Source organism: Streptomyces sp. CRN 30 (genome assembly GCF_034105845.1).
Map to the genome: position 1 here is coordinate 1 of NZ_JAVRHI010000045.1, position 20,553 is coordinate 20,553.

Annotated in this window: 15 protein-coding genes and 2 pseudogenes; 6 read left to right on the top strand and 11 right to left on the bottom strand. The window is 70.7% G+C overall.

Going from position 1 to position 20,553, the window contains the following annotated elements; translation table 11 throughout:
• Nucleotides 1-550 (top strand): annotated as a pseudogene (locus UW392_RS04430) (hypothetical protein); the annotation flags it as partial.
• A gap of 10 nt (nt 551-560) precedes the next feature.
• On the opposite strand, the gene UW392_RS04435 reads toward UW392_RS04430, so the two are convergent.
• Both UW392_RS04435 and clpB read right to left on the bottom strand, forming a co-directional pair.
• Nucleotides 561-1,088 (bottom strand): YbjN domain-containing protein, encoded by a 528-nt coding sequence (locus UW392_RS04435; protein WP_320773526.1) that lies wholly within the window; start codon nt 1,086-1,088, stop codon nt 561-563.
• A 118-nt stretch (nt 1,089-1,206) separates the two neighbouring features.
• Complete coding sequence (gene clpB, locus UW392_RS04440; RefSeq protein ID WP_320773540.1) at nt 1,207-3,804, bottom strand: ATP-dependent chaperone ClpB; 2,598 nt, start codon at nt 3,802-3,804, stop codon at nt 1,207-1,209.
• 177 nt (nt 3,805-3,981) lie between these two features.
• Here clpB and UW392_RS04445 point away from each other — a divergent pair, with 177 nt between their 5' ends.
• On the top strand, nt 3,982-4,398 hold the full coding sequence (locus UW392_RS04445) for a TIGR03618 family F420-dependent PPOX class oxidoreductase (protein ID WP_320773527.1): 417 nt from the start codon (nt 3,982-3,984) through the stop codon (nt 4,396-4,398).
• Nucleotides 4,399-4,521: 123 nt separating this feature from the next.
• Here UW392_RS04445 and UW392_RS04450 read toward each other — a convergent pair whose 3' ends face one another.
• Nucleotides 4,522-4,857: a hypothetical protein gene (locus tag UW392_RS04450; RefSeq protein WP_320773528.1), complete on the bottom strand. Its 336-nt coding sequence runs from the start codon at nt 4,855-4,857 to the stop codon at nt 4,522-4,524.
• A gap of 5 nt (nt 4,858-4,862) precedes the next feature.
• On the bottom strand, nt 4,863-5,042 hold the full coding sequence (locus tag UW392_RS04455) for a hypothetical protein (RefSeq protein WP_414495560.1): 180 nt from the start codon (nt 5,040-5,042) through the stop codon (nt 4,863-4,865).
• Between the two features lie 144 nt (nt 5,043-5,186).
• Here UW392_RS04455 and UW392_RS04460 point away from each other — a divergent pair, with 144 nt between their 5' ends.
• On the top strand, nt 5,187-6,173 hold the full coding sequence (locus tag UW392_RS04460) for a helix-turn-helix transcriptional regulator (RefSeq protein ID WP_320773530.1): 987 nt from the start codon (nt 5,187-5,189) through the stop codon (nt 6,171-6,173).
• A 19-nt stretch (nt 6,174-6,192) separates the two neighbouring features.
• Nucleotides 6,193-7,185, top strand: a complete 993-nt coding sequence (locus tag UW392_RS04465; RefSeq protein ID WP_320773531.1) for a helix-turn-helix transcriptional regulator — start codon at nt 6,193-6,195, stop codon at nt 7,183-7,185.
• Nucleotides 7,186-7,336: 151 nt separating this feature from the next.
• Here the strand turns inward: UW392_RS04465 and UW392_RS04470 are convergent.
• Nucleotides 7,337-8,356: pseudogene (locus UW392_RS04470) on the bottom strand (LuxR C-terminal-related transcriptional regulator); the annotation flags it as partial.
• A 78-nt stretch (nt 8,357-8,434) separates the two neighbouring features.
• Nucleotides 8,435-9,547: a sugar ABC transporter substrate-binding protein gene (locus tag UW392_RS04475; RefSeq protein ID WP_320773532.1), complete on the bottom strand. Its 1,113-nt coding sequence runs from the start codon at nt 9,545-9,547 to the stop codon at nt 8,435-8,437.
• A 295-nt stretch (nt 9,548-9,842) separates the two neighbouring features.
• On the opposite strand from UW392_RS04475, the gene UW392_RS04480 reads away from it, so the two are divergent.
• Entirely contained in the window at nt 9,843-12,275 is a 2,433-nt protein-coding gene (locus UW392_RS04480) for a PA14 domain-containing protein (RefSeq protein ID WP_320773533.1), read from the top strand.
• Nucleotides 12,276-12,354: 79 nt separating this feature from the next.
• On the opposite strand, the gene UW392_RS04485 is transcribed toward UW392_RS04480, so the two are convergent.
• The 5 genes from UW392_RS04485 to UW392_RS04505 form a co-directional block, all read right to left on the bottom strand.
• Nucleotides 12,355-12,804, bottom strand: coding sequence for a heat shock protein transcriptional repressor HspR (locus UW392_RS04485; protein ID WP_320773534.1), 450 nt, complete (start codon nt 12,802-12,804; stop codon nt 12,355-12,357).
• A 5-nt stretch (nt 12,805-12,809) separates the two neighbouring features.
• On the bottom strand, nt 12,810-13,991 hold the full coding sequence (dnaJ, locus tag UW392_RS04490) for a molecular chaperone DnaJ (protein WP_320773535.1): 1,182 nt from the start codon (nt 13,989-13,991) through the stop codon (nt 12,810-12,812).
• Nucleotides 13,992-14,045: 54 nt separating this feature from the next.
• Nucleotides 14,046-14,717: a nucleotide exchange factor GrpE gene (grpE, locus tag UW392_RS04495; protein ID WP_320773536.1), complete on the bottom strand. Its 672-nt coding sequence runs from the start codon at nt 14,715-14,717 to the stop codon at nt 14,046-14,048.
• Complete coding sequence (gene dnaK / locus UW392_RS04500; protein ID WP_320773537.1) at nt 14,714-16,570, bottom strand: molecular chaperone DnaK; 1,857 nt, start codon at nt 16,568-16,570, stop codon at nt 14,714-14,716. The genes grpE and dnaK overlap by 4 nt, the downstream gene beginning before the upstream one ends.
• Nucleotides 16,571-16,647: 77 nt before the next feature.
• The gene (locus UW392_RS04505; RefSeq protein ID WP_320773538.1) at nt 16,648-17,847 is read right to left on the bottom strand and encodes an undecaprenyl/decaprenyl-phosphate alpha-N-acetylglucosaminyl 1-phosphate transferase; all 1,200 of its coding nucleotides are present in this window, start codon (nt 17,845-17,847) and stop codon (nt 16,648-16,650) included.
• A 268-nt stretch (nt 17,848-18,115) separates the two neighbouring features.
• Between UW392_RS04505 and UW392_RS04510 the strand changes: the two genes are divergently transcribed.
• On the top strand, nt 18,116-20,392 hold the full coding sequence (locus tag UW392_RS04510; RefSeq protein ID WP_320773539.1) for a (Fe-S)-binding protein: 2,277 nt from the start codon (nt 18,116-18,118) through the stop codon (nt 20,390-20,392).
• Nucleotides 20,393-20,553: the final 161 nt, after the last annotated feature.

Sequence of the window (20,553 nt, forward strand, 5' to 3'; positions counted from 1 at the left end):
CGCGGCGGCCGCCGCCGAGCTGTGGCGGCGGCGCGGCCGGGTCCCCCGCGGCCTGTGGGCGGGCGCGGCGCTCGCCCCGCTGGGCTGGGCGTCGTACGTCCTCTGGGTCGGGCTCCGCGCCGGGGACCCGCTGGGCGGTTACTTCGCCGTGCAGCGGGGGTGGGGGTCGCGGTTCGACCTCGGCGCGGAGGCGGTCGGCTCCGTACGGCACCTGCTGCTGCGCGGTGACCGGCTCGATGTCGCCGTCGCCCTCGGGACCGTCCTCGCCGCCGTCCTGCTGTACGTCCTGCTGCTGCTCGACCGGGCCCCGCTGCCGCTGCTGGTGTACAGCGGCGTCCTGCTGCTGATCACCCTCGGCGGCGCGGGCTTCTTCGAGTCCAAGCCGCGGTTCCTGCTGCCGGCGTTCCCGCTGCTGCTGCCGCTCGCGCACGCGCTCGCCCGCACGGCGAGAGCCCGGCCACGGCACGCCACCTCGGTGGTCTGCGCCCTGGCCGGGCTCTCTCTCGCGTACGGCGCCTACCTGCTCGCAGTCGCCGACACGCCGCTGTGAACGACGAGGTCTACTCGTCGTCCTCGGGCTTCTCCGCCTCGTCGATCTCCTGCTCAAGACCGAGCTGCTCCACGAGCCACTTGTCGAACTCGATGGCGGCCCGCACCCAGCTGACCGTGGAGGAGACGAAGTGCTCCAGGCTCACACCCATGCCGATCAGCATCTGGGCCTCGCCGATCAGGCGGACCGTGCCGTCGTCGTGGGTGTGGGAGTAGACCTTGGGCCACAGGGTGCGCCGGTTCCAGTCGTCGGCGGACTCCAGCAGCTGCGGCTTGTCCTCGATCTGGTGCGGCCGGTCGTAGAACGTCCGCACCGAGAAGACCTGCTGGTCGCCCTCGCCACGGAACATGAAGTACGTACGGAACTGCTCCCACGGCGCCGCGAGGTCACCCTCGTCGTCGACGACGTACTTGAGCTCCATCTGGTCGAGGAGCTGCTTCACGAGGTCCTGATCCGGGACGACGGGGCCCGCCGGCCCTTGGGGCTGCGGCTCGGGCTGGCCCCCGAAGTTCGGAATCGAGGACGGGTCGATGCTCACCGTGTTTTTCCCTTCGTACGGATTCCGCCATCCTCCCCCATCCGGGGAGGGGCGTGGCAAGCCCCGGAGGGCCTGCCACGCCACGGCTGACACGATCCGGTCAACCGGCCGGCGGTCGCTACAGGGTCTTCCCCGTCGCGGGCCCCACGATCAGGTCGTCGCCGAAGCGGTCCACCCGTACCGTGTCGCCGTCCTTGATCTCTCCGCCCAGGATCTCCCGGGCGAGGCGGTCGCCGATCGCCGTCTGGACCAGGCGGCGCAGCGGGCGGGCGCCGTACGCCGGGTCGTTGCCCTCCTCCGCGAGCCACGCCAGCGCCTCGTCGGTGATCTCCAGGCTGAGCCGGCGCTCCGCGAGCCGCCGCGACAGCGCGTCGATCTGGAGGCGGGCGATCCGGCTCAGCTCCTCCTTGGAGAGGGCCGAGAAGACGACGAGGTCGTCGAGGCGGTTGAGGAACTCCGGCTTGAAGGAGGACCGGACCACGTCGAGGACCTGCCGCTTCTTCTCCGCCTCGCCGGTCGCCGGGTCGACCAGGAACTGGCTGCCGAGGTTCGACGTCAGCACCAGGATCGTGTTGCGGAAGTCGACCGTGCGGCCCTGCCCGTCGGTCAGCCGCCCGTCGTCCAGCACCTGGAGCAGGATGTCGAAGACCTCGGGGTGCGCCTTCTCCACCTCGTCGAGGAGTACGACGGTGTAGGGGCGGCGGCGGACGGCCTCCGTGAGCTGCCCGCCCTCCTCGTAGCCGACGTACCCGGGGGGCGCGCCGACCAGCCGGGCGACGCTGTGCTTCTCGCTGTACTCCGACATGTCGATGCGGACCATCGCCCGCTCGTCGTCGAAGAGGAAGTCGGCGAGCGCCTTGGCCAGCTCGGTCTTGCCGACGCCGGTCGGGCCGAGGAAGAGGAAGGAGCCGGTGGGGCGGTCCGGGTCGGCGATGCCGGCGCGGGAGCGGCGTACCGCGTCCGAGACCGCGCGTACGGCCTCGGTCTGGCCGATCAGGCGCTTGCCCAGCTCGTCCTCCATGCGCAGCAGCTTCTGCGTCTCGCCCTCCAGGAGGCGCCCGGCGGGGATGCCGGTCCAGGAGGCGACGACGTCCGCGATGTCGTCGGGGCCGACCTCCTCCTTGACCATGGTGTCCCGGGCGACCTCTTCCTCGGCCTCGGAGGCGGCCTCCAGGTCGCGCTCCAGGTCGGGGATCTCGCCGTAGAGCAGCTTGGACGCGGTGTCGAAGTCGCCGTCGCGCTGGGCGCGTTCGGCCTGTCCGCGCAGTTCGTCGAGTTTCTCCTTCAGCTCGCCGACCCGGTTGAGGGACTGCTTCTCCTTCTCCCAGCGGGCGTTGAGCCCGCGCAGCTCCTCCTCCTTGTCGGCGAGGTCGCGGCGCAGCCGCTCCAGGCGCTCGCGCGAGGCCGGGTCGGTCTCCTTGTCCAGCGCCAGCTCCTCCATCTTCAGCCGGTCGACGGAGCGCTGGAGTTCGTCGATCTCGACGGGGGACGAGTCGATCTCCATGCGGAGCCGGGAGGCCGCCTCGTCGACGAGGTCGATGGCCTTGTCGGGGAGGAAGCGGGAGGTGATGTAGCGGTCGGAGAGGGTGGCCGCCGCGACCAGCGCGCTGTCCGCGATCTGGACCTTGTGATGGGCCTCGTAGCGGCCCTTGAGTCCGCGCAGGATGGCGATCGAGTCCTCGACGGACGGCTCCGCCACCAGCACCTGCTGGAAGCGGCGCTCCAGCGCCGGGTCCTTCTCGATCCGCTCGCGGTACTCGTCGAGCGTGGTCGCGCCGACCATCCGCAGCTCGCCGCGGGCCAGCATCGGCTTCAGCATGTTGCCGGCGTCCATCGCGGAGTCGCCGCCGGCGCCCGCGCCGACGACCGTGTGCAGCTCGTCGATGAAGGTGATGATCTGGCCGTCGGAGTCCTTGATCTCGGCCAGGACGGTCTTCAGCCGCTCCTCGAACTCACCGCGGTACTTGGCGCCCGCGACCATCGCGCCGAGGTCGAGCGCGACCAGCCGCTTGTTCTTGAGGGACTCGGGAACGTCCCCCTTCACGATCCGCTGCGCGAGCCCTTCCACGACGGCGGTCTTGCCGACGCCCGGCTCGCCGATCAGCACCGGGTTGTTCTTCGTACGCCGGGACAGCACCTGTACGACCCGCCGGATCTCGGTGTCCCGGCCGATGACCGGGTCGAGCTTGCCGTCACGGGCCGCCGCCGTGAAGTCGGTGCCGAACTTCTCCAGTGCCTTGTACTGGCCCTCCGGGTCCGCGGTGGTCACCCGGCGCCCTCCCCTCGCCTTCTCGAAGGCCGCCTGCAACTTCTCCGCGGTGGCCCCCTGTGCCCTGAGCACCTCGCCGGCCGTACCGCCCTTGGCGGCGATGCCGATCAGGAGGTGTTCGGTGGAGAGGAACTCGTCGCCGAGGTCCTCGGCCCGCTTCTGGGCGTCGGCGACGACCGCGAGCATCTCACGGCTGGGCTGGGGCGGCGCGACCGTGGACCCGGTCACGCTGGGCAGCCCGGACAGCACCCGCTCGGCGCCGGTGCGGACGGCGACCTGATCGGCCTCCAGGGCCGTGAGCAGATCGGTGATGTTCTCGTTGTCCTGGCCCTGGAGCAGGGCGAGGAGCAGGTGGGCGGGGGTGAGGTCCGGGTGTCCTCCGGTCACGGCCCGGTTGCTGGCCGCGTTGATGGCGTCCCGGCTCCGGTTGGTCAGCTCGGCGTCCACGTTCGGGGTCTCCTCCTGGTACTGCCTGTCGACGGCGGCGGTGATGCTGCGGCGGTGGTGCTGGCGACGGTGGTGCTGACTCAATCAACGTACACAAAGTTGAGTGTATTCCACTCAACTCCGATCGGGGAGGGTCACCGGGGACGAGTACCCGTGGCGCGGGTAGGTTCCCGTGCCATGGCCTCTCAGCACGCGACGAACGACCCGGGCGCCCCGGACGCGTCCTATCTCGGCTTCTGGCGGGAGCGGCACCTGTGCACGCTGACCACGCTGCGTCCCGACGGCACCCCGCACGTGGTGCCGGTCGGCGCGACGTACGACCCGGAGGCCCGGGTGGCGCGGGTGATCACGGACCGGGCGAGCGCGAAGGCACGGCACGTGCTGGCTGCGGGCGCGGCGGGCACCCCGGCCGCGCTCTGCCAGGTGGACGGGCGGCGCTGGGCGACGCTGGAGGGGCGGGCCTTCGTCCGCGCCGAGCCGGCGGAGGTGGCGGAGGCGGAGCGCCGGTACGCGGAGCGCTATCGGCCGCCGCGGCCGAATCCGACCCGCGTGGTGATCGAGATCCGGCTGACCCGGGCGCTGGGGCGCGGCTGACCCGGACTCCGGGGCAAGAATCGCAAGAACGTGCAAAACTGCAGCGGCGTCACCGTGTTCAGGTCACGGTGACGCCGCTGCGGGGGGAAGCACCTGAGCGATCTTTACGACGGGGGAATCGCGTCAGGCACTGCGGGGGGTGGCAGAGATGGTCCTCAGCTCGGAGTCGTCCGGCTCCGCGAGCCGGTGATCCCGCTGATCCAGGTTCACAAAGATCATTCCGTAACGGATGGCACACCGTACGGGCTGCGGCGCCCCCCGGGGCCGCCGCAGACACCGGTATGCCCGCACGTCGTCGTCATCGTCCCGGGTGACCACGACCGGCTCCCCGAACACGGTCACCATCAGCGAGTCACCACTGTGGGGGATGGCGGTGACCAGGTCGATGAAGTGCCAGCCGGAGCGGTAGGCGGTCGCCATCTCACGGCGGAACGAGCGATCATCCGGTGGCGTGGACATGCGCATCAGTCCCACTTGCTGTCAGCCGTGGTGTACGACGGCTGCTCGCCGTCGACGGCCCCGGCGACAACAACGGACTGTTCGCTGCCCACCTCGTGCGCGTTGCCCTGCACGCCGGAGAGGCCAGCCACTGTTCCGAAGGCCGCAACGGCGGAGAAGGCGGCAACAAGCACCGAGCGAAGCATTCTCTTACCCATAGTTGGCTTCGTCCTCACTTGAAGGTCCCCTCACTCCCCCGTCGGATAAGACGATGGCTCATTCAGGTACGTCGTGACCACACGAACGGTGCATCATGTTCCTGCACGTTCATGACCCTGGGGGGTGGAGTAATGGGTAAAAACGGCACAAGGGCGACACATCCCCATGCGGTCACCGAGTTGTGCGAGGCGGGAAGCCGTCTTTATGCGCACGCTCTGCGCACGGGACGCATCCTACGGACGGACGCGGAGGAAGCGCCCTGCCTGACGGAGTTCGCCCTGCTCCACCCAGACGCGGACGATCCCGGCTGGCTGCGGCCCGTACCCGCCTCGGTGGCCCTGGCCCAGCGGCTGAGCCCCGTCGAACGCGAGATCAACGAACACCGGCGCCTGTCGATCGCCCTCACCGAGGCGTTCGAGCCCTTTCTGACGCTGAGCGCCCAGGAGGCCGCTCCGGGCCACGCCATCACGGTGCTGGAGGGACTGGACCGCATCAACGCGGCGCTCGACCTCGCCACCGCCGAGTGCGGCTCCGAGATGCTCACGATCCAGCCGAGCGGGCCGCGCTCCACGGAGAAGCGGCTGCTGGAGGCGTTGGAGCGGGACAAGCCGCTGATCGAGCGCGGCGTGCGCATCCGCACCCTCTACCAGCACACGGCCCGCTACAACTCCGAGCGGCTCGCCTACGTGGAGCAGTTCGCCAACGGCAAGGCCGAGTACCGCACCATCGACGAACTCGTCGAGCGGCTCATCATCTGCGACGAGACCGTCGCCTTCCTGCCGATCCGCGACGACCGGCAGATCGCACTGGAGCTGCGCCACTCCGGCCTGGTCCGCTACCTGGTCAAGGTCTTCGAGTTCATGTGGAACCGGGCGGTCCCGCTCACCGCCGGCGCCCCCTACGAGACCGCCCCCGACGGCATCACCGACATCCAGCACTCCATCGCCAAGCTGCTGGTGGAGGGCCACGTGGACGAGGCGATCGCGCGCCGCCTCGGGATGAACGTCCGCACCTGCCGGTCCCACATCGCCAAGCTGGCGCAGGCCCTCGGCAGCGGCAGCAGAGCCCAGTTGGGCTACCTCATCGCACAGTCCGGGATACTGCAACAGGACCACTGAGCTGAGGGGGCGGTCACGCGTGCCGACAACCGCGCACGACCACGCCGGTGACGAGCCCTGCGCGGCGGGCCTTCAGACGTACGCCCGCGCGCTCCGCGACGGCCACGTGTCCGCGGCGGAGGCCGCCGCAGTCCCCTGCCTGGCCGAAGACGGGCTGCTGTACCCGGCCGTGGACGCCCCGGAGCGGATGGAGCCCGTGGCACCCGCCGTCGCCCTGCACCGCCTGCTGCGCGGAGCGGAGGAGCGCATCGCCCGGGAGCGGCGCCGCGAGGAGCGGCTGGCGGAGACCTTCGCGCCGCTCCTCGGCATCGGCCGGACCGAGCCCGCCGGCGGCGAGGCCCCCACCCTGCGGATGCTGAGCGGCAAGAGGCGCATCGACCGGATCGTCGGTGAGGCCATGGCCGAGGCCACCGACGAGGTGCTGACCATCCAGCCGCACAGCGCCCATGTCGGGCCGCCGCCCCAGGTCCACGAACCCGCCCTCGAACGGGACCAGGCGTTCCTCGCCCGCGGCGGCCGTATCCGCACCCTCTACCAGCACACCCTGCGGTACGCCCCCACCGTCCTCGCCCGCTACGAACGGCTCGACGGGGACGTACAGGCCCGCACCCTGGACGAGGTCACCGAGCGCATGATCGCGGTCGACCGCGCGGTGGTCTTCGTCCCGGCCAACGAGGACCGCACCCTCGCCCTGGAGATCCGCCACCCGGCGCTGATCTCCTACTTCGTCACCACCTTCGACCGCTTCTGGCGGCTGGCCGTGCCGATGTACCCGCACGCCGTGCAGCCGCCCACGCTCAACGGCGTCACCCCGCGCCAGCGGGCGGTCGCCGCCCTGCTGGTGGAGGGGCACACCGACGCGGTGATCGCCGACCACCTCGGCATGAACATCCGCACCGCCCGCGTCCACATCGCCAAACTCGCCGCCGGCCTCGGCAGCGACAGCCGCGCCCAGCTCGGCTATCTCATCGCGCGGTCGGGGATCCTGGACCGGGAGCCGCCGACTCACTGAGGCCCGGGGCTTCCCGCGCACCGAGACCCGGAGCGGCCGACTCACCGAGACCCGGGGCGGCCGGCGCGCTGAGGCCCGGGGCTTCCCGCGCACCGAGACCCGGGGCGGCCGGCTCACCGGCACCGGGAGCGGCCCGCTCGCCGGGACCGGGGGCGGCCGGCTCACCGAGGCGGGGCGCGCCTGGGGCCGCCGGGGGCCCGTCCAGGCCCGCCTGGGCGATGCGGACGCCCAGCTGCGTACGGCTCGCCGCCCCCAGCGTCTCCGAGAGCCGGGCGATGTGCGACCGGCACGTCCGTACGCTGATCCCCAGCCGTTCGGCGATCACCGCGTCCTGGTGGCCCTCCGCGAGCAGCGCCGCGATGGACCGCTCCCGGTGCGAGATGCCCTCGATGCCGGTCTCCGGCAGCGGCGCGGTGATGGGGATCGCCAGCCGCCACAGCCGCTCGAAGACGGTCACCAGGTACTCCACGAGCGCCGGGTGGCGCAGCTCAAGGGCCATCGTGCGCTCGGAGTTGGCGGGGACGAACGCCACCGTACGGTCGAAGAGGATCAACCGGTCGACGACCTCGTCCAGCGTCCGCGCCTCCACCGCGTCGCCCATCAGCTCCATGTAGTGCAGCAGCCCCTGACCGTGCCGGGCTACGTGCGTGTACAGGTCCCGCATGCGCACCCCGCGCCCGCGCAGCGCCAGCGCCCGGTGCAGCCCCTCGGAGAGTTCGTGCTCGCGCCGGATGCCGCCGGGCTGCACGGTGAGGACCTCCGTCACGCACGCCTGCGTCGCCTCGTCCATGGCGGCCTGGATGCGGGCCAGTCCGTCCAGGACGCGGATGGCCGGGCCCTCGGCCGCGGCGGGGCTCTGGTGCCGGCCGCCCAGACCGGAGTACCACTCGAAGGCGGCGACCGCCGAGCCCACCCGGCGCTGGCTCGCGCTGACCTCGTCGTACATGCCACGCAGCAGCCGCGTCATGACCTCCTGCGGGGAGGTCGGGACCAGCCAGTCCATGTCGTCGGGGTCGGGGTGCAGCAGGGCGAGGTCGAGCAGGCAGGGCACCGGGTCGGCGTCGCCGCGGGGCACGCGGCCGCGCCGTACGGCCCGGGAGTACACACGGTCCCCGGCCTCGCACAGTCGGTCCGCCCCATGCGGATGCCCGTCCGTCGCGTGCCCGGCCATCGCCAGTCCCACCCCCGCATCCCGCCGCTTTCCGCAGCGCAACTATGCGCGGCCGGGACCGGGTCCGCAACACACCGCCTACTTCAGGCCGATCTCCGCGCAGTCCGCCTTGTACGCGGCGGTGCAGATGTCGGAGACCTTGTGGATGCCGTCGGCGACGACGGTCTCCGCGATGTTCTTCTTGGTCAGGGCGACGACGGTGACCAGCTGCGCGGGGATGTTCTTGTGCGTGGGGCTGTCGACCTTGTCCTCCACCAGCGCGTCGAACTGGATGTCCTTGCCCTGCACCCGGGCCACGGCCATCTCGGCGGCGTCCTCCGCCTCCTGCGGGTAGGACTTGTAGACGCTCATGTACTGCTCGCCGGAGACGATCCGCTGGACCGCCGCGAGGTCGGCGTCCTGGCCGGTGACGGGCGGCAGGTCGGTGACGCCCGCGGCCTTGAGTGCCTCGATGACGCCGCCCGCCATGCCGTCGTTGGCGGAGTAGACGCCGTCGATGTTCCCGACGCCGAGGGTGCGGATCGCCTCGGCCATGTTGGCCTCGGCGTTCTCCGGCTTCCAGTCCTTGGTGTCGTACTGGGCGCCGACGCGTACGTTGCCGGCCAGTTCGGTCAGCGCGCCGGCCTTGAACTGGCGGGCGTTGGGGTCGGTCGGCGCGCCGTTCATCATCACGATGGTGCCGGCGGCGGAGTCGCTGCCGAGCCCTTCGAGCAGGGAGCGGCCCTGGACCTCGCCGACGAGTTCGTTGTCGAAGGAGATGTAGGCGTCGATCGGGCCCTCGGCCAGCCGGTCGTAGGCGATGACGGGGATGCCGGCGTCCTTCGCCGCCTTCACGCTGTCCGCGATGGTGTGCGCGTCGACCGCGTCCAGCACGATGACGTCGACCCGGTCGTCGACCATCCGCTGCATCTGCTGGGCCTGCCGGTCCGCGCTGGACTCGGCGTTGGCGTACTCGACGGTGCCGCGGCCGCCGGTGAGGGATTCGACCTTCTTCTTGAAGATGGGGTGGTCGAACTGCTCGTAGCGGGTGTTGGCCTTCTCCGGGAGCAGCAGGCCGACCGTGACGTCGTCGCCCTTGGTCGGGCTCGCGTCGCTGCTGCTGCCCGATACCTCCAGCGCGCCGCAGGCCGTCAGCGAAACGGCCATCGCGGACGCTGCCACGGTGAGGGCGACACGACGGGTACGGCGCATGCAGGAGATCACTTCTGGTGCCTTCCGGACGCGGTCGCCGCTTTGCGACCCAGGTGACTGAAAAGACAACGCTCCGGGGCACCCAAGCGTCAAGGAGTACTACGCAACGAGATGGCAACACCACTCATTGCCATCGTTGTAAAGACCTCACAGGGGTCTCTCCCGTCTCTCTTCACGATCTCTCCACCGATTGTTCGGACCGATCCGTCCAAGATCCGTACAACCAAGTCATGTCCTCACGGGTCTGATCAGCGAGGCCGCCACCGGCCTCCGCTGTATTCGATCAGAGGACCGAATGAACTCAGCCAGACGCACGACCACGGCCGTCGCCTCGACCGCCGTCGTGCTCGCCACCGCGGGCGGCCTGCTGACCGTGGTCGCGGCCCCCGCCTCCGCAGCAGCGAGCTGCGCCTCCCCCACCTTCAAGCGGGAGTTCTTCGCGAACACCACCTTCTCCGGCAAGGCGAAGAAGACCGACTGCGACTCGGTGATCGACCAGAACTGGGGCACCGGCTCCCCGGCCTCCGGACTCCCCGCCAACAACTTCGGCGTCCGCTGGACCGTCACCCGCGACTTCGGCTCCGGCGGCCCCTTCACCTTCACCGCCGCCACCCAGGACGGCATCCGCGTCTACCTCGACGGCACCCGCGAGATCAACGTCTGGAAGAACGTCTCCTCCACCCAGAAGAAGACCGCGAACGTCACCGTCCCCAAGGGCAAGCACACCCTGCGGATCGACTTCGTCAACTGGACCGGCAAGGCGAACGTCAAGTTCTCCTACGCGCCCCGCACGTCCGCCACCGTCGACAAGGTCAAGCCGCTCACCCCCACGGGGACATCGGTCACGTACGACAAGTCCACCGGCAAGACCAAGGTCGCCTGGTCGAAGAACAAGGAGATGGACCTCGCCGGCTACCGCGTCTTCCGCCGCCTGAAGGGCGCCTCCTACCCCGCCAAGCCGCTGGCCACCACCACCTCGACGTCGTACACCGACACCACCGCGCCGAAGACCGGCGCCGTCTACTACTACGAGGTCCGCGCCTACGACAAGGCGGGCAACGAGTCGGCGGGCACCGCCGACCTTCCCGTCACCACCGTCGACAGGACGCCCCCGGCCGCGCCGTTCGTCGAGATGGACGCCTGCCCGGCCGACCAGCCCTACGCGGGACCCGAACTGGTCACCACCGCGGCCAACGCCGCCGACATCACCCTGTACGAGCTGCAGCGTCAGAACCCGGCCACCGGCGCCTGGACGACCGTCGCGACCGCAGCCAAGGGCGCCTTCTGCGACACCGGCACACCCGCCGACGGCGCCAAGGTCACCTACCGGGGACGGGCCCGCGACGCCGCCGGCAACTGGTCCGCCTGGTCGGCCGCCGCCACGTTCACCACCGCCGACCTGACCCCGCCGCCGGCCGTCTCCGACGTCCGCGTCGACTACCGCGCGGGCGTGCCGCACCTGGTCTGGTCGCCCGTCGACGGCGCCACCGCCTACCAGGTCCTCCAGTACGACCCGGCGACCGGCGAGTACACCGACGCGCTGCCCGGCTCCGGCACCACCGCGGACACCGACGTCGTACCCCGCCAGCTCCTCGCGGCCACCGGCTCCTACCGGTACGCGGTGCGCGCCGTGGACGCCAAGGGCAACGCCGCCGCGCCCACCGAGACCACCGTGGACCTCGCCGGCCGCCCGGAGGCCATCCCCGCCTTCCGCACCACCGCCTCCCGGTTCGGCGAGGGCGTGATGGTCGAGTGGAGCAGCGCCGACCCGTGGGCCTACGACGGCGACGGCCCGCTCCTCACCTACCACCTCCTGCGCACCGACACCGCGACCGGCGAGACCACCACCGTCGACCTGTGCAAGCCGAACAACGCGATCGACCTGCCGCTGGAGGCTCCGGAGACGTACTGGACCTGGGCGGATTCCGACGCCCCCTCGTACGCCGGGCGCAAGCAGATCAACGGCGTCTGCTGGGACGTCACGGGCGCGTCCGAGACCACCTACGAGTACCGGGTGGTGACCACCGACTCCCAGGGCCACGACTCGCGGCCCGGTCCGGCCGCCACCGCCACCACCCCGGACACCGAGCGCCCCGCCCCGGTGGAGAACCTGACCGCCGAGGTGATCCCGTTCGGCGTCCACCTCACCTGGACCCCGCCCGCCGACGACGACGTGCAGAAGTACCTCGTCTGGCAGGGCGTCACCGACCCGGAGACCGGCGAGACGGTCTGGGAGGAGAACTGCTGGACCGGCTCCTCCCTCGCCGACACCGAGATCTACTGCCCGACGGTCCCCGACGGCGCCGCCCACACCTACCGGGTGGCCGCCTCGGACGGCTCGGGACTGATCGACACCTACGCGGGCCCCGAGGCGTACCACACGGCGGACATCACGGTCACCCTGCCCGACACCCGGCCGCCCGGCTGGACCGGCACGGGCGTCCGTGAGGGCCAGTACCCGAGCCTGTACGTGAACTGCACGGACACAGCGAGCCTCGGCGACTGCGCCCGGTTCGCCGGGTACCGCGTGGAGCGCTGGGACCCGGCCGCGGCCTCCTGGACCGTCCTCACCGAGGGCGTGCCGGGCGACGCGATCCGCTACCTGGACGACACCGTGGCCGAGGACCGCCTGGGCCTGTACTACTACCGGGTCGTCCGCACCGACGCCTCGGGCGCCGACGTCTCCGTCACGGAGACGGCGTACGGCATCTGGGACGACTGGCTCTGAGCGCCCCGGCGCACCCGAAGCACCCGAAGGGGCCCGGAGGTTCGAGTGAACCTCCGGGCCCCTTCGTCACGCACACGGGTCAGTCCGCCGGCCGGCCCTTCGGCCGCCACACCACCAGGGCGCTGGTCTGCTGTACCTCCTGGTACGGGACCAGGTCCCGGCGGTAGGAGGCGTGGACCGCCGCCTCGCGCTGGCGCATCGCCGCCGCCGCGCCGTCCAGGGCCGCCTCCATCTCGGCGATCCGGGACTGGAGCGCCGCGACCTGGTTCTCCAGTTCGATGATGCGCTTGATGCCGGCCAGGTTGATGCCCTCGTCCTGCGACAACTGCTGCACCGTGCGGAGCAGTTCGATGTCCCGGGCCGAGTAGCGGCGCCCCCGGCCGGCGGTGCGGTCGGGGGAGACCAGGCCCAGACGGTCGTACTGACGCAGGGTCTGCGGGTGCAGGCCGGACAGCTGGGCCGCCACCGAGATGACGTAGACCGGGGTGTCCTCGGTCAGTTCATACGGATTGCGTCGACGCCCGTCCATCCTCGTCAAGCTCCCTTCGCGGCCTGGAACAGCTCCGCCCGCGGGTCCTCCCCCGCGGTCGCCTCGCGATACGCCTCCAGCGCTTCACGAGCCTTCCCCGTCAGATCCTTCGGAACACTCACCTCGACGGTGACCAACAGGTCCCCGCGGGTGCCGTCCTTGCGGACCGCGCCCTTGCCCCGGGCGCGCATGGTCCGCCCGTTGGGCGTCCCGGCCGGCAGCTTGAGCGTGACGGGCGGACCGCCCAGCGTGGGGACCCGTACCTCGCCGCCGAGCGCCGCCTCCACGTACGTCACCGGGACGGTGACCGTGAGGTTGTCGTCCTTGCGGCCGAAGACCGGGTGGTCGCTGACGTGCACCACCACGTACAGGTCGCCCGCCGGACCGCCCCGCTCACCCGGCGTGCCCTTGCCGCGCAGCCGGATGCGCTGCCCGTCCGAGACCCCCGCGGGGATACGGACCTGCATGGTCCGCGACGACTTGGCGCGTCCGGAGCCCTTGCAGACGTCGCAGGGGTCCTCGGCGATCAGGCCGCGGCCCTTGCAGTCCGGGCAGGGGTCCGTCAGCGAGAAACCGCCGCCGGAGCCCCGGGTCACCTGGCCGGTGCCGACGCAGGTCGGGCAGACCCGCGGCGTGCCGTTCTTGTCGCCGGTGCCCGAACACGCCTTGCAGGGCGCCTGCGAGGACATCCGGAGCGGGACCGTCGCGCCCTCGATGGCCTCCGTGAAGCTCAGGGTGACCTCGGACTCGATGTCCTGGCCGCGCCTGGGCTGGGTCCGCGTACCGGTACCGGCACCGCGGTTGAACAGGCCCCCGAAGACGTCACCGATCCCGCCGCCGAAGCCGCCGGCACCCTGACCGCCGCCCTGCGCGCCGCCTCCGAAGAGGTCACCCAGGTCGAAGTTGAAGGTGCCGCCGCCCGCGCCCGGCCCCGGGCGGAACCCGCCGTTGCCGAAGAGCGCGCGCGCCTCGTCGTACTCCTTGCGCTTCTTGGGGTCGCCGAGGACGTCGTTCGCCTCGGAGATCTCCTTGAAACGTTCCTCCGCCTTGGCGTTGCCCTTGTTGGCGTCCGGGTGGTTCTCGCGGGCGAGCTTCCGGTACGCCTTCTTGATCTCGGCGTCGGTGGCGTCCTTGGGGACGCCGAGGACCTTGTAGTAGTCCTTCTCGATGAAGTCCTTGGTGCTCATCCCCGACGTCCCTCCTCTCTCGTCGTTCGCCTCGGCGGCTGCTCCGTCGAGGCGTCAGCCCTCGTCAGGGCCACCGCTCTCCTTGTCGTCGGCCGTCTCCGCCTTCGCCTCGGTGCTCTCCTCGGCCGGCGGAACCGTCTGCGCGCCGGGCTGCGGCTCGGCCACGGCCACCCGCGCGGGGCGGATGGTGCGCTCACCGATGCGGTACCCGGGCTGCAGGATCGCCACGCAGGTCGTCTCGGTGACGTCCGGCGCGTAGGAGTGCATCAGGGCCTCGTGGATCGTCGGGTCGAAGGGCTCGCCCTCCTTGCCGAACTGCTGGAGGCCCAGCTTGGCCACGACGTTCTCGGTGGACTCCCCGACGGACTTGAAGCCGCCGACGAGTTCGCCGTGTTCGCGGGCGCGGCCGATGTCGTCGAGGACCGGGAGCAGCTCGGTCAGGAGGTTCGCGACGGCGACCTCCTTCACGGCGACCCGGTCCCGCTCGACCCGGCGACGGTAGTTCTGGTACTCGGCCTGGAGCCGCTGGAGGTCCGCCGTGCGCTCGTTGAGCGCGGTGCGCACCTGGTCCAGCTGGGCCACCAGACCCGCGTCCTGGCTCGCGTCCCCGGCCGGGGCCGCCCCCGCCTCCGAAGAGGCGGGAGCGGCCTTCGGCTCGGCGTCTTCGGGGGTGGCGCCGGAGGGGACGTCGGGCTTCTCGTCAAAACCCGGGGTCTCCTCCGTCACGCGGCACCGTCCTTGCGCTCGTCGTCGACGATCTCGGCGTCGACGACATCGTCGTCGGCCTTGCCCGAGCCGGCGCCGGCACCGGCGCCCGGAGCCTCGCCGCCGGCGGCCTGCGCGCCCTGGGCGTCGGCGTACATCGCCTGGCCCAGCTTCTGCGAGACGGCGGCGACCTTCTCGGTGGCGGTGCGGATCTCGGCTGTGTCCTCGCCCTTGAGCTTCTCCTTCAGCTCGGTGAGCGACTCCTCGACCTCGGTCTTGACCTCGCCGGGGACCTTGTCCTCGTTGTCCTTGAGGAACTTCTCCGTCTGGTAGACGAGCTGCTCGCCCTGGTTGCGGGTCTCGGCGGCCTCGCGGCGGGCGTGGTCCTCCTCCGCGTACTTCTCGGCCTCTTCGCGCATCCGGTTGACCTCGTCCTTCGGCAGCGAGGAGCCACCGGTGACGGTCATCTTCTGCTCCTTGCCCGTGCCCAGGTCCTTCGCGGTCACGTGCATGATGCCGTTGGCGTCGATGTCGAAGGCGACCTCGACCTGCGGGACACCGCGCGGGGCCGGCGGCAGACCGGTCAGCTCGAACATCCCGAGCTTCTTGTTGTACGCCGCGATCTCGCGCTCGCCCTGGTAGACCTGGATCTGCACGGAGGGCTGGTTGTCCTCGGCGGTGGTGAAGATCTCCGAACGCTTCGTCGGGATCGTCGTGTTCCGCTCGATGAGCTTGGTCATGATGCCGCCCTTGGTCTCGATACCGAGGGACAGCGGGGTGACGTCGAGGAGCAGGACGTCCTTGACCTCGCCCTTGAGGACACCGGCCTGAAGCGCGGCGCCGATGGCGACGACCTCGTCCGGGTTGACGCCCTTGTTGGCGTCCTTGCCGCCGGTCAGCTCGCGCACCAGCTCGGCGACGGCCGGCATACGGGTGGAGCCACCGACGAGGACGACGTGGTCGATCTCGGAGAGCGCGATGCCCGCGTCCTTGATGACATTGTGGAACGGCGTCTTGCAGCGCTCAAGGAGGTCCGCGGTGAGCTGCTGGAACTGGGCGCGGCTGAGCTTCTCGTCCAGGTGCAGCGGGCCCTCGGCGGAGGCCGTGATGTAGGGCAGGTTGATCGAGGTCTCGGAGGACGAGGACAGCTCGATCTTCGCCTTCTCGGCGGCCTCGCGCAGGCGCTGGAGCGCCATCTTGTCCTTGCTCAGGTCCACGCCGTGACCGGACTGGAACTGCTTGACCAGGTAGTCGACGACGCGCTGGTCCCAGTCGTCACCACCGAGGTGGTTGTCACCGTTGGTGGCCTTCACCTCGACGACGCCGTCGCCGATCTCCAGGAGGGACACGTCGAAGGTGCCGCCACCGAGGTCGAAGACGAGGATCGTCTGGTCGTCCTTGTCGAGGCCGTACGCCAGGGCGGCGGCGGTCGGCTCGTTGACGATGCGCAGGACGTTGAGACCGGCGATCTCGCCGGCTTCCTTCGTCGCCTGCCGCTCCGAGTCGTTGAAGTACGCCGGGACGGTGATGACCGCGTCGGTCACCTTCTCGCCCAGGTACGCCTCGGCGTCCCGCTTCAGCTTCTGCAGCACGAAGGCGCTGATCTGCTGCGGGTTGAAGGGCTTGCCGTCGAGTTCGATCTTCCAGTCGGTGCCCATGTGGCGCTTGACCGACCGGATGGTCCTGTCGACGTTCGTGACCGCCTGGCGCTTGGCCACCTCGCCGACGAGCACCTCGCCGTTCTTGGCGAAGGCGACGACGGACGGCGTGGTCCTGGCGCCCTCTGCGTTGGTGATGACGGTGGGCTCGCCGCCTTCAAGAACGCTGACGACGGAGTTAGTCGTGCCCAGGTCGATGCCGACCGCACGTGCCATGGTGATTTCCTCCAGCTGACTTGAGTGGAACAGGCTCAAGTGTGCACGACGGCGTCCGCTGGGTCAACAGACCTGAGTCATGCAGACTCAACTCTTATCCGTTCCTTACGCGCAATACCTCGCTGACCTGCGAGGATACGAGGCTCAGCGCTCGCGGGACGGGGAAATCCGTCACCCGCGGGGGTGCCGACAACGGCTCGAAGCGGCGCGGGCGCCGCCGCGGCACGGACACCGCGCGATGCCCGCCGACGGCGTCGGGACGCGTACGGCCGTCCCACCCGCACCAGCCCGAGCACTCCGACGATCGCCACGCCGGCCACCCACAGCACGGCGTTCCCGCCGAGCCGGCCGGTGTGGACGAGTACCCCGACCAGCACCGACCCGAACGTCCCCACGGCCGGGAGCAGCGCCGCGCCCCGCGCGGTCAGCCCGAGCCGCCGCAGCCGGTGGGCGAGGTGGTCGGTGGCGGGGCGCAGCGGGTGCCGTCCCGCCAGCCGCCGCGACAGCAGGACGAGAGCCACGTCGGCGACGGCCGGCGCGGCGAGCGCGAAGAGCACCGCCGCCGTACTCCCGACCCCGTGCCCGGCCTCGTGCCCGGCCCCGTGTCCGGCCCCGTGTCCGGCTCGGGTGAACACGGCCGCCGCGGCCAGCACGAACCCGGCGGACAGCGCGCCGGACGCGCCGAGCCCGGTCCGCGCGGGCGCCCAGTTGTGCGGCAGGAACCCGGCGAGCGCGGCGGCCAGCGCGCACAGCAGGACGGCGAGGCCGTCCAGCAGTTCGGCCCCGGCGCACACCGCGAGCCCGAAGGCGGTGACGACACCCACCGCGCCGGCCAGCCCGTCGGCGTGGTCGAGTCCCTGGAAGGCGAGGGCGACGAGCACGATCCAGGCCACCGCCAGCGCCCCGGCGGCCGGTCCCGTCTCCTCGTACGGCACGACGCAGGCCGCCGCCACGGCCGTACCGGCGGCCTGCCAGCGGCGCCGCAGCCGCCACACGTCGGCGGCGAGGCCCAGCAGGGCGACCCCGGCACCGGCGGCGAGCAGGGCGCCGACCGCCGGGCCGAGGGGGACGACGCCGGTCCACTCCCCGGCTCCGGCGACGAGTCCCGTGGCGGCCACGACGGCGATGCCGCCGGACAGCGGCAGCGGGCGGCGCCGTCGGCACCGGCGCCGACGGCGTTCGACGGCACCGAGACGCAGGGCGGGGGCCCTCAGCAGCGGCGCGAGCAGGGCGGCGAGGAGGAAGGAGGCGGTGGCGGCGGCGATCCCGTAGAGCACGGGGTCAAGCTAAGCCGAATATCACGATTTGCGATGAATGGTGAGGTCGAGGCGGCGTGGCGCCGTCCTCCCGGCCGCCCATGGAACGCGGCCGTCCGGTCAGGGTCGCCTCAGCGACACAGATCACCGCACGTCCGACTACAGTGCGACGGGGTATCGGGGTAGTCTCGTACGGACTGCATAAGCTACCGCTCAGTAACACCCTCGCTTCACGTCAACTCAGTACCACTCGCCCCCGCGAAACCCCTCGCAGGCCCGAGGAGCCCCCATGCAACTCGCCGCGATCATCGTGTCGCTGGTCCTGATCGTGGTCGGCGCGGCCCTTTTCGTCCGCGCCCTCCTGCAGATCGTCAACTACATGCGGCTGGGCCAGCCGGTACCGGCCGGCACGCGGACCGACCAGCCCGCGCAGCGCACCATGACCGTGGTCAGGGAGTTCCTCGGCCACACCCGGATGAACCGCTGGGGCGTCGTGGGTGTCGCGCACTGGTTCGTCGCGGTCGGCTTCTTCTCCCTGCTGCTGACGATCGTCAACGCCATCGGCCAGCTCTTCCAGGCCGACTGGCTGCTGCCGGTCATCGGCGACTGGGCGCCGTACAACGTCTTCGTCGAGTTCATCGGCACCATGACGGTCCTCGGCATCCTCGCCCTGATCGTCATCCGGCAGCTGTCCCACCCGCGCAAGCCGGGCCGCAAGTCCCGCTTCGCGGGCTCCAACTTCGGCCAGGCGTACTTCGTCGAGGCCGTCATCCTCATCGTCGGCGTCTGCATCTTCATGCTGCACGCGCTGGAGGGCGCCCAGCACCATGTGGACGGCTACGAGGCGTCGTTCTTCATCTCGTACCCCGTGGTCTCCGCACTGTCGGATCTGGACCTCGCGACGCTCCAGAACCTCACGTACTTCTTCGCCGGCCTGAAGATCGCCACGTCCTTCATCTGGATGATCACGGTCGCGCTGAAGACCGACATGGGTGTGGCCTGGCACCGCTTCCTGGCGTTCCCGAACATCTGGTTCAAGCGCAACGCGGACGGCGCCACCTCCCTCGGCGCCCTGCTCCCGATGACCTCCGCCGGCAAGCCGATCGACTTCACCGACCCCGGTGACGACGACGTCTTCGGCGTCTCGCAGGTCGAGCACTTCAACTGGAAGGGCCTGCTGGACTTCTCCACCTGCACGGAGTGCGGCCGCTGCCAGTCGCAGTGCCCGGCGTGGAACACGGGCAAGCCGCTCTCCCCGAAGCTCCTGATCATGTCGCTCCGCGACCACGCCCACGCGAAGGCGCCGTACCTGCTGGCGGGCGGCGGCAAGTCGATGGAGGGCGAGGAGAAGGCGTCGGCCGAGGCCCTGAAGGACGTACCGGCAGCGGCGCTGGCGGAGGCGGAGCGGCCTCTTGTGGGGTCGCTGGAGGAGAACGGCGTCATCGACCCGGACGTCCTGTGGTCCTGCACCACCTGCGGCGCCTGCGTCGAGCAGTGCCCGGTGGACATCGAGCACGTCGACCACATCGTGGACATGCGCCGCTACCAAGTGATGATCGAGTCGTCCTTCCCGTCCGAGGCGGGCACGATGCTCAAGAACCTGGAGAAGAAGGGCAACCCCTGGGGCCTGGCGAAGAAGCAGCGCCTGGAGTGGACCAAGGAGGTCGACTTCGAGGTCCCGGTCGTCGGCAAGGACATCGAGGACCTCACCGAGGTCGAGTACCTGTACTGGGTCGGCTGCGCGGGCGCGCTGGAGGACCGCGCGAAGAAGACGACGAAGGCCTTCGCCGAACTCCTGCACATGGCGGGCGTGAAGTTCGCGATCATGGGCGGCGACGAGAAGTGCACGGGTGACTCGGCGCGGCGGCTCGGCAACGAGCCCCTGTTCCAGGAGCTCGGCATGGAGAACGTCATGTCCCTCAACGCCGCCTTCGGCGAGGAGATGGACGACGAGGGCAAGGTGACCGCCGAGTCCGCGAAGCCGAAGTCGTCCAAGAAGATCGTCGCGACCTGCCCGCACTGCCTGAACACCCTGGGCAACGAGTACCCGCAGCTCGGCGGCGACTACGAGGTCATCCACCACACGCAGCTGCTCCAGCACCTGGTGGACGAGGGCAAGCTGGTCCCGGTGACGCCGGTCGAGGGCATCATCACGTACCACGACCCGTGCTACCTGGGCCGCCACAACAAGATCTACACGCCCCCGCGCGAGATCATCGCCGCCGTCCCCGGCGTCCGCAACGAGGAGATGCACCGCCACAAGGAGCGCGGCTTCTGCTGCGGCGCCGGCGGTGCGCGGATGTGGATGGAGGAGCGGATCGGCAAGCGCATCAACAACGAGCGCGTGGACGAGGCGCTGTCCGTCAACCCGGACATCGTCTCGACGGCCTGCCCGTTCTGCCTGGTCATGCTGACCGACTCGGTCAACGGCAAGAAGAACGACGGCAAGGCCAAGGAGTCGATCCAGGTGGTCGACGTCGCCCAGCTGCTCCTGGACTCGGTGCGGACGCCGGTGGACCCGGCGGGCGAGTCGGAGCCGGAGGGGGCTCCGGAGCCGGTGAAGTGACGTTCTGAGCGGCGTGGCGGCGCCCCGGGGCACGGTCACCAGTTGGAGCTGATGACATGACCGACCTTATCCGCCCGCCCCGTCTCCTCCCCTGGTCCCACGGGGAAGGCAAACCCTGTTACCTCCTCACCGACGACGACCGCGGCCCCGTCTCCCGTATC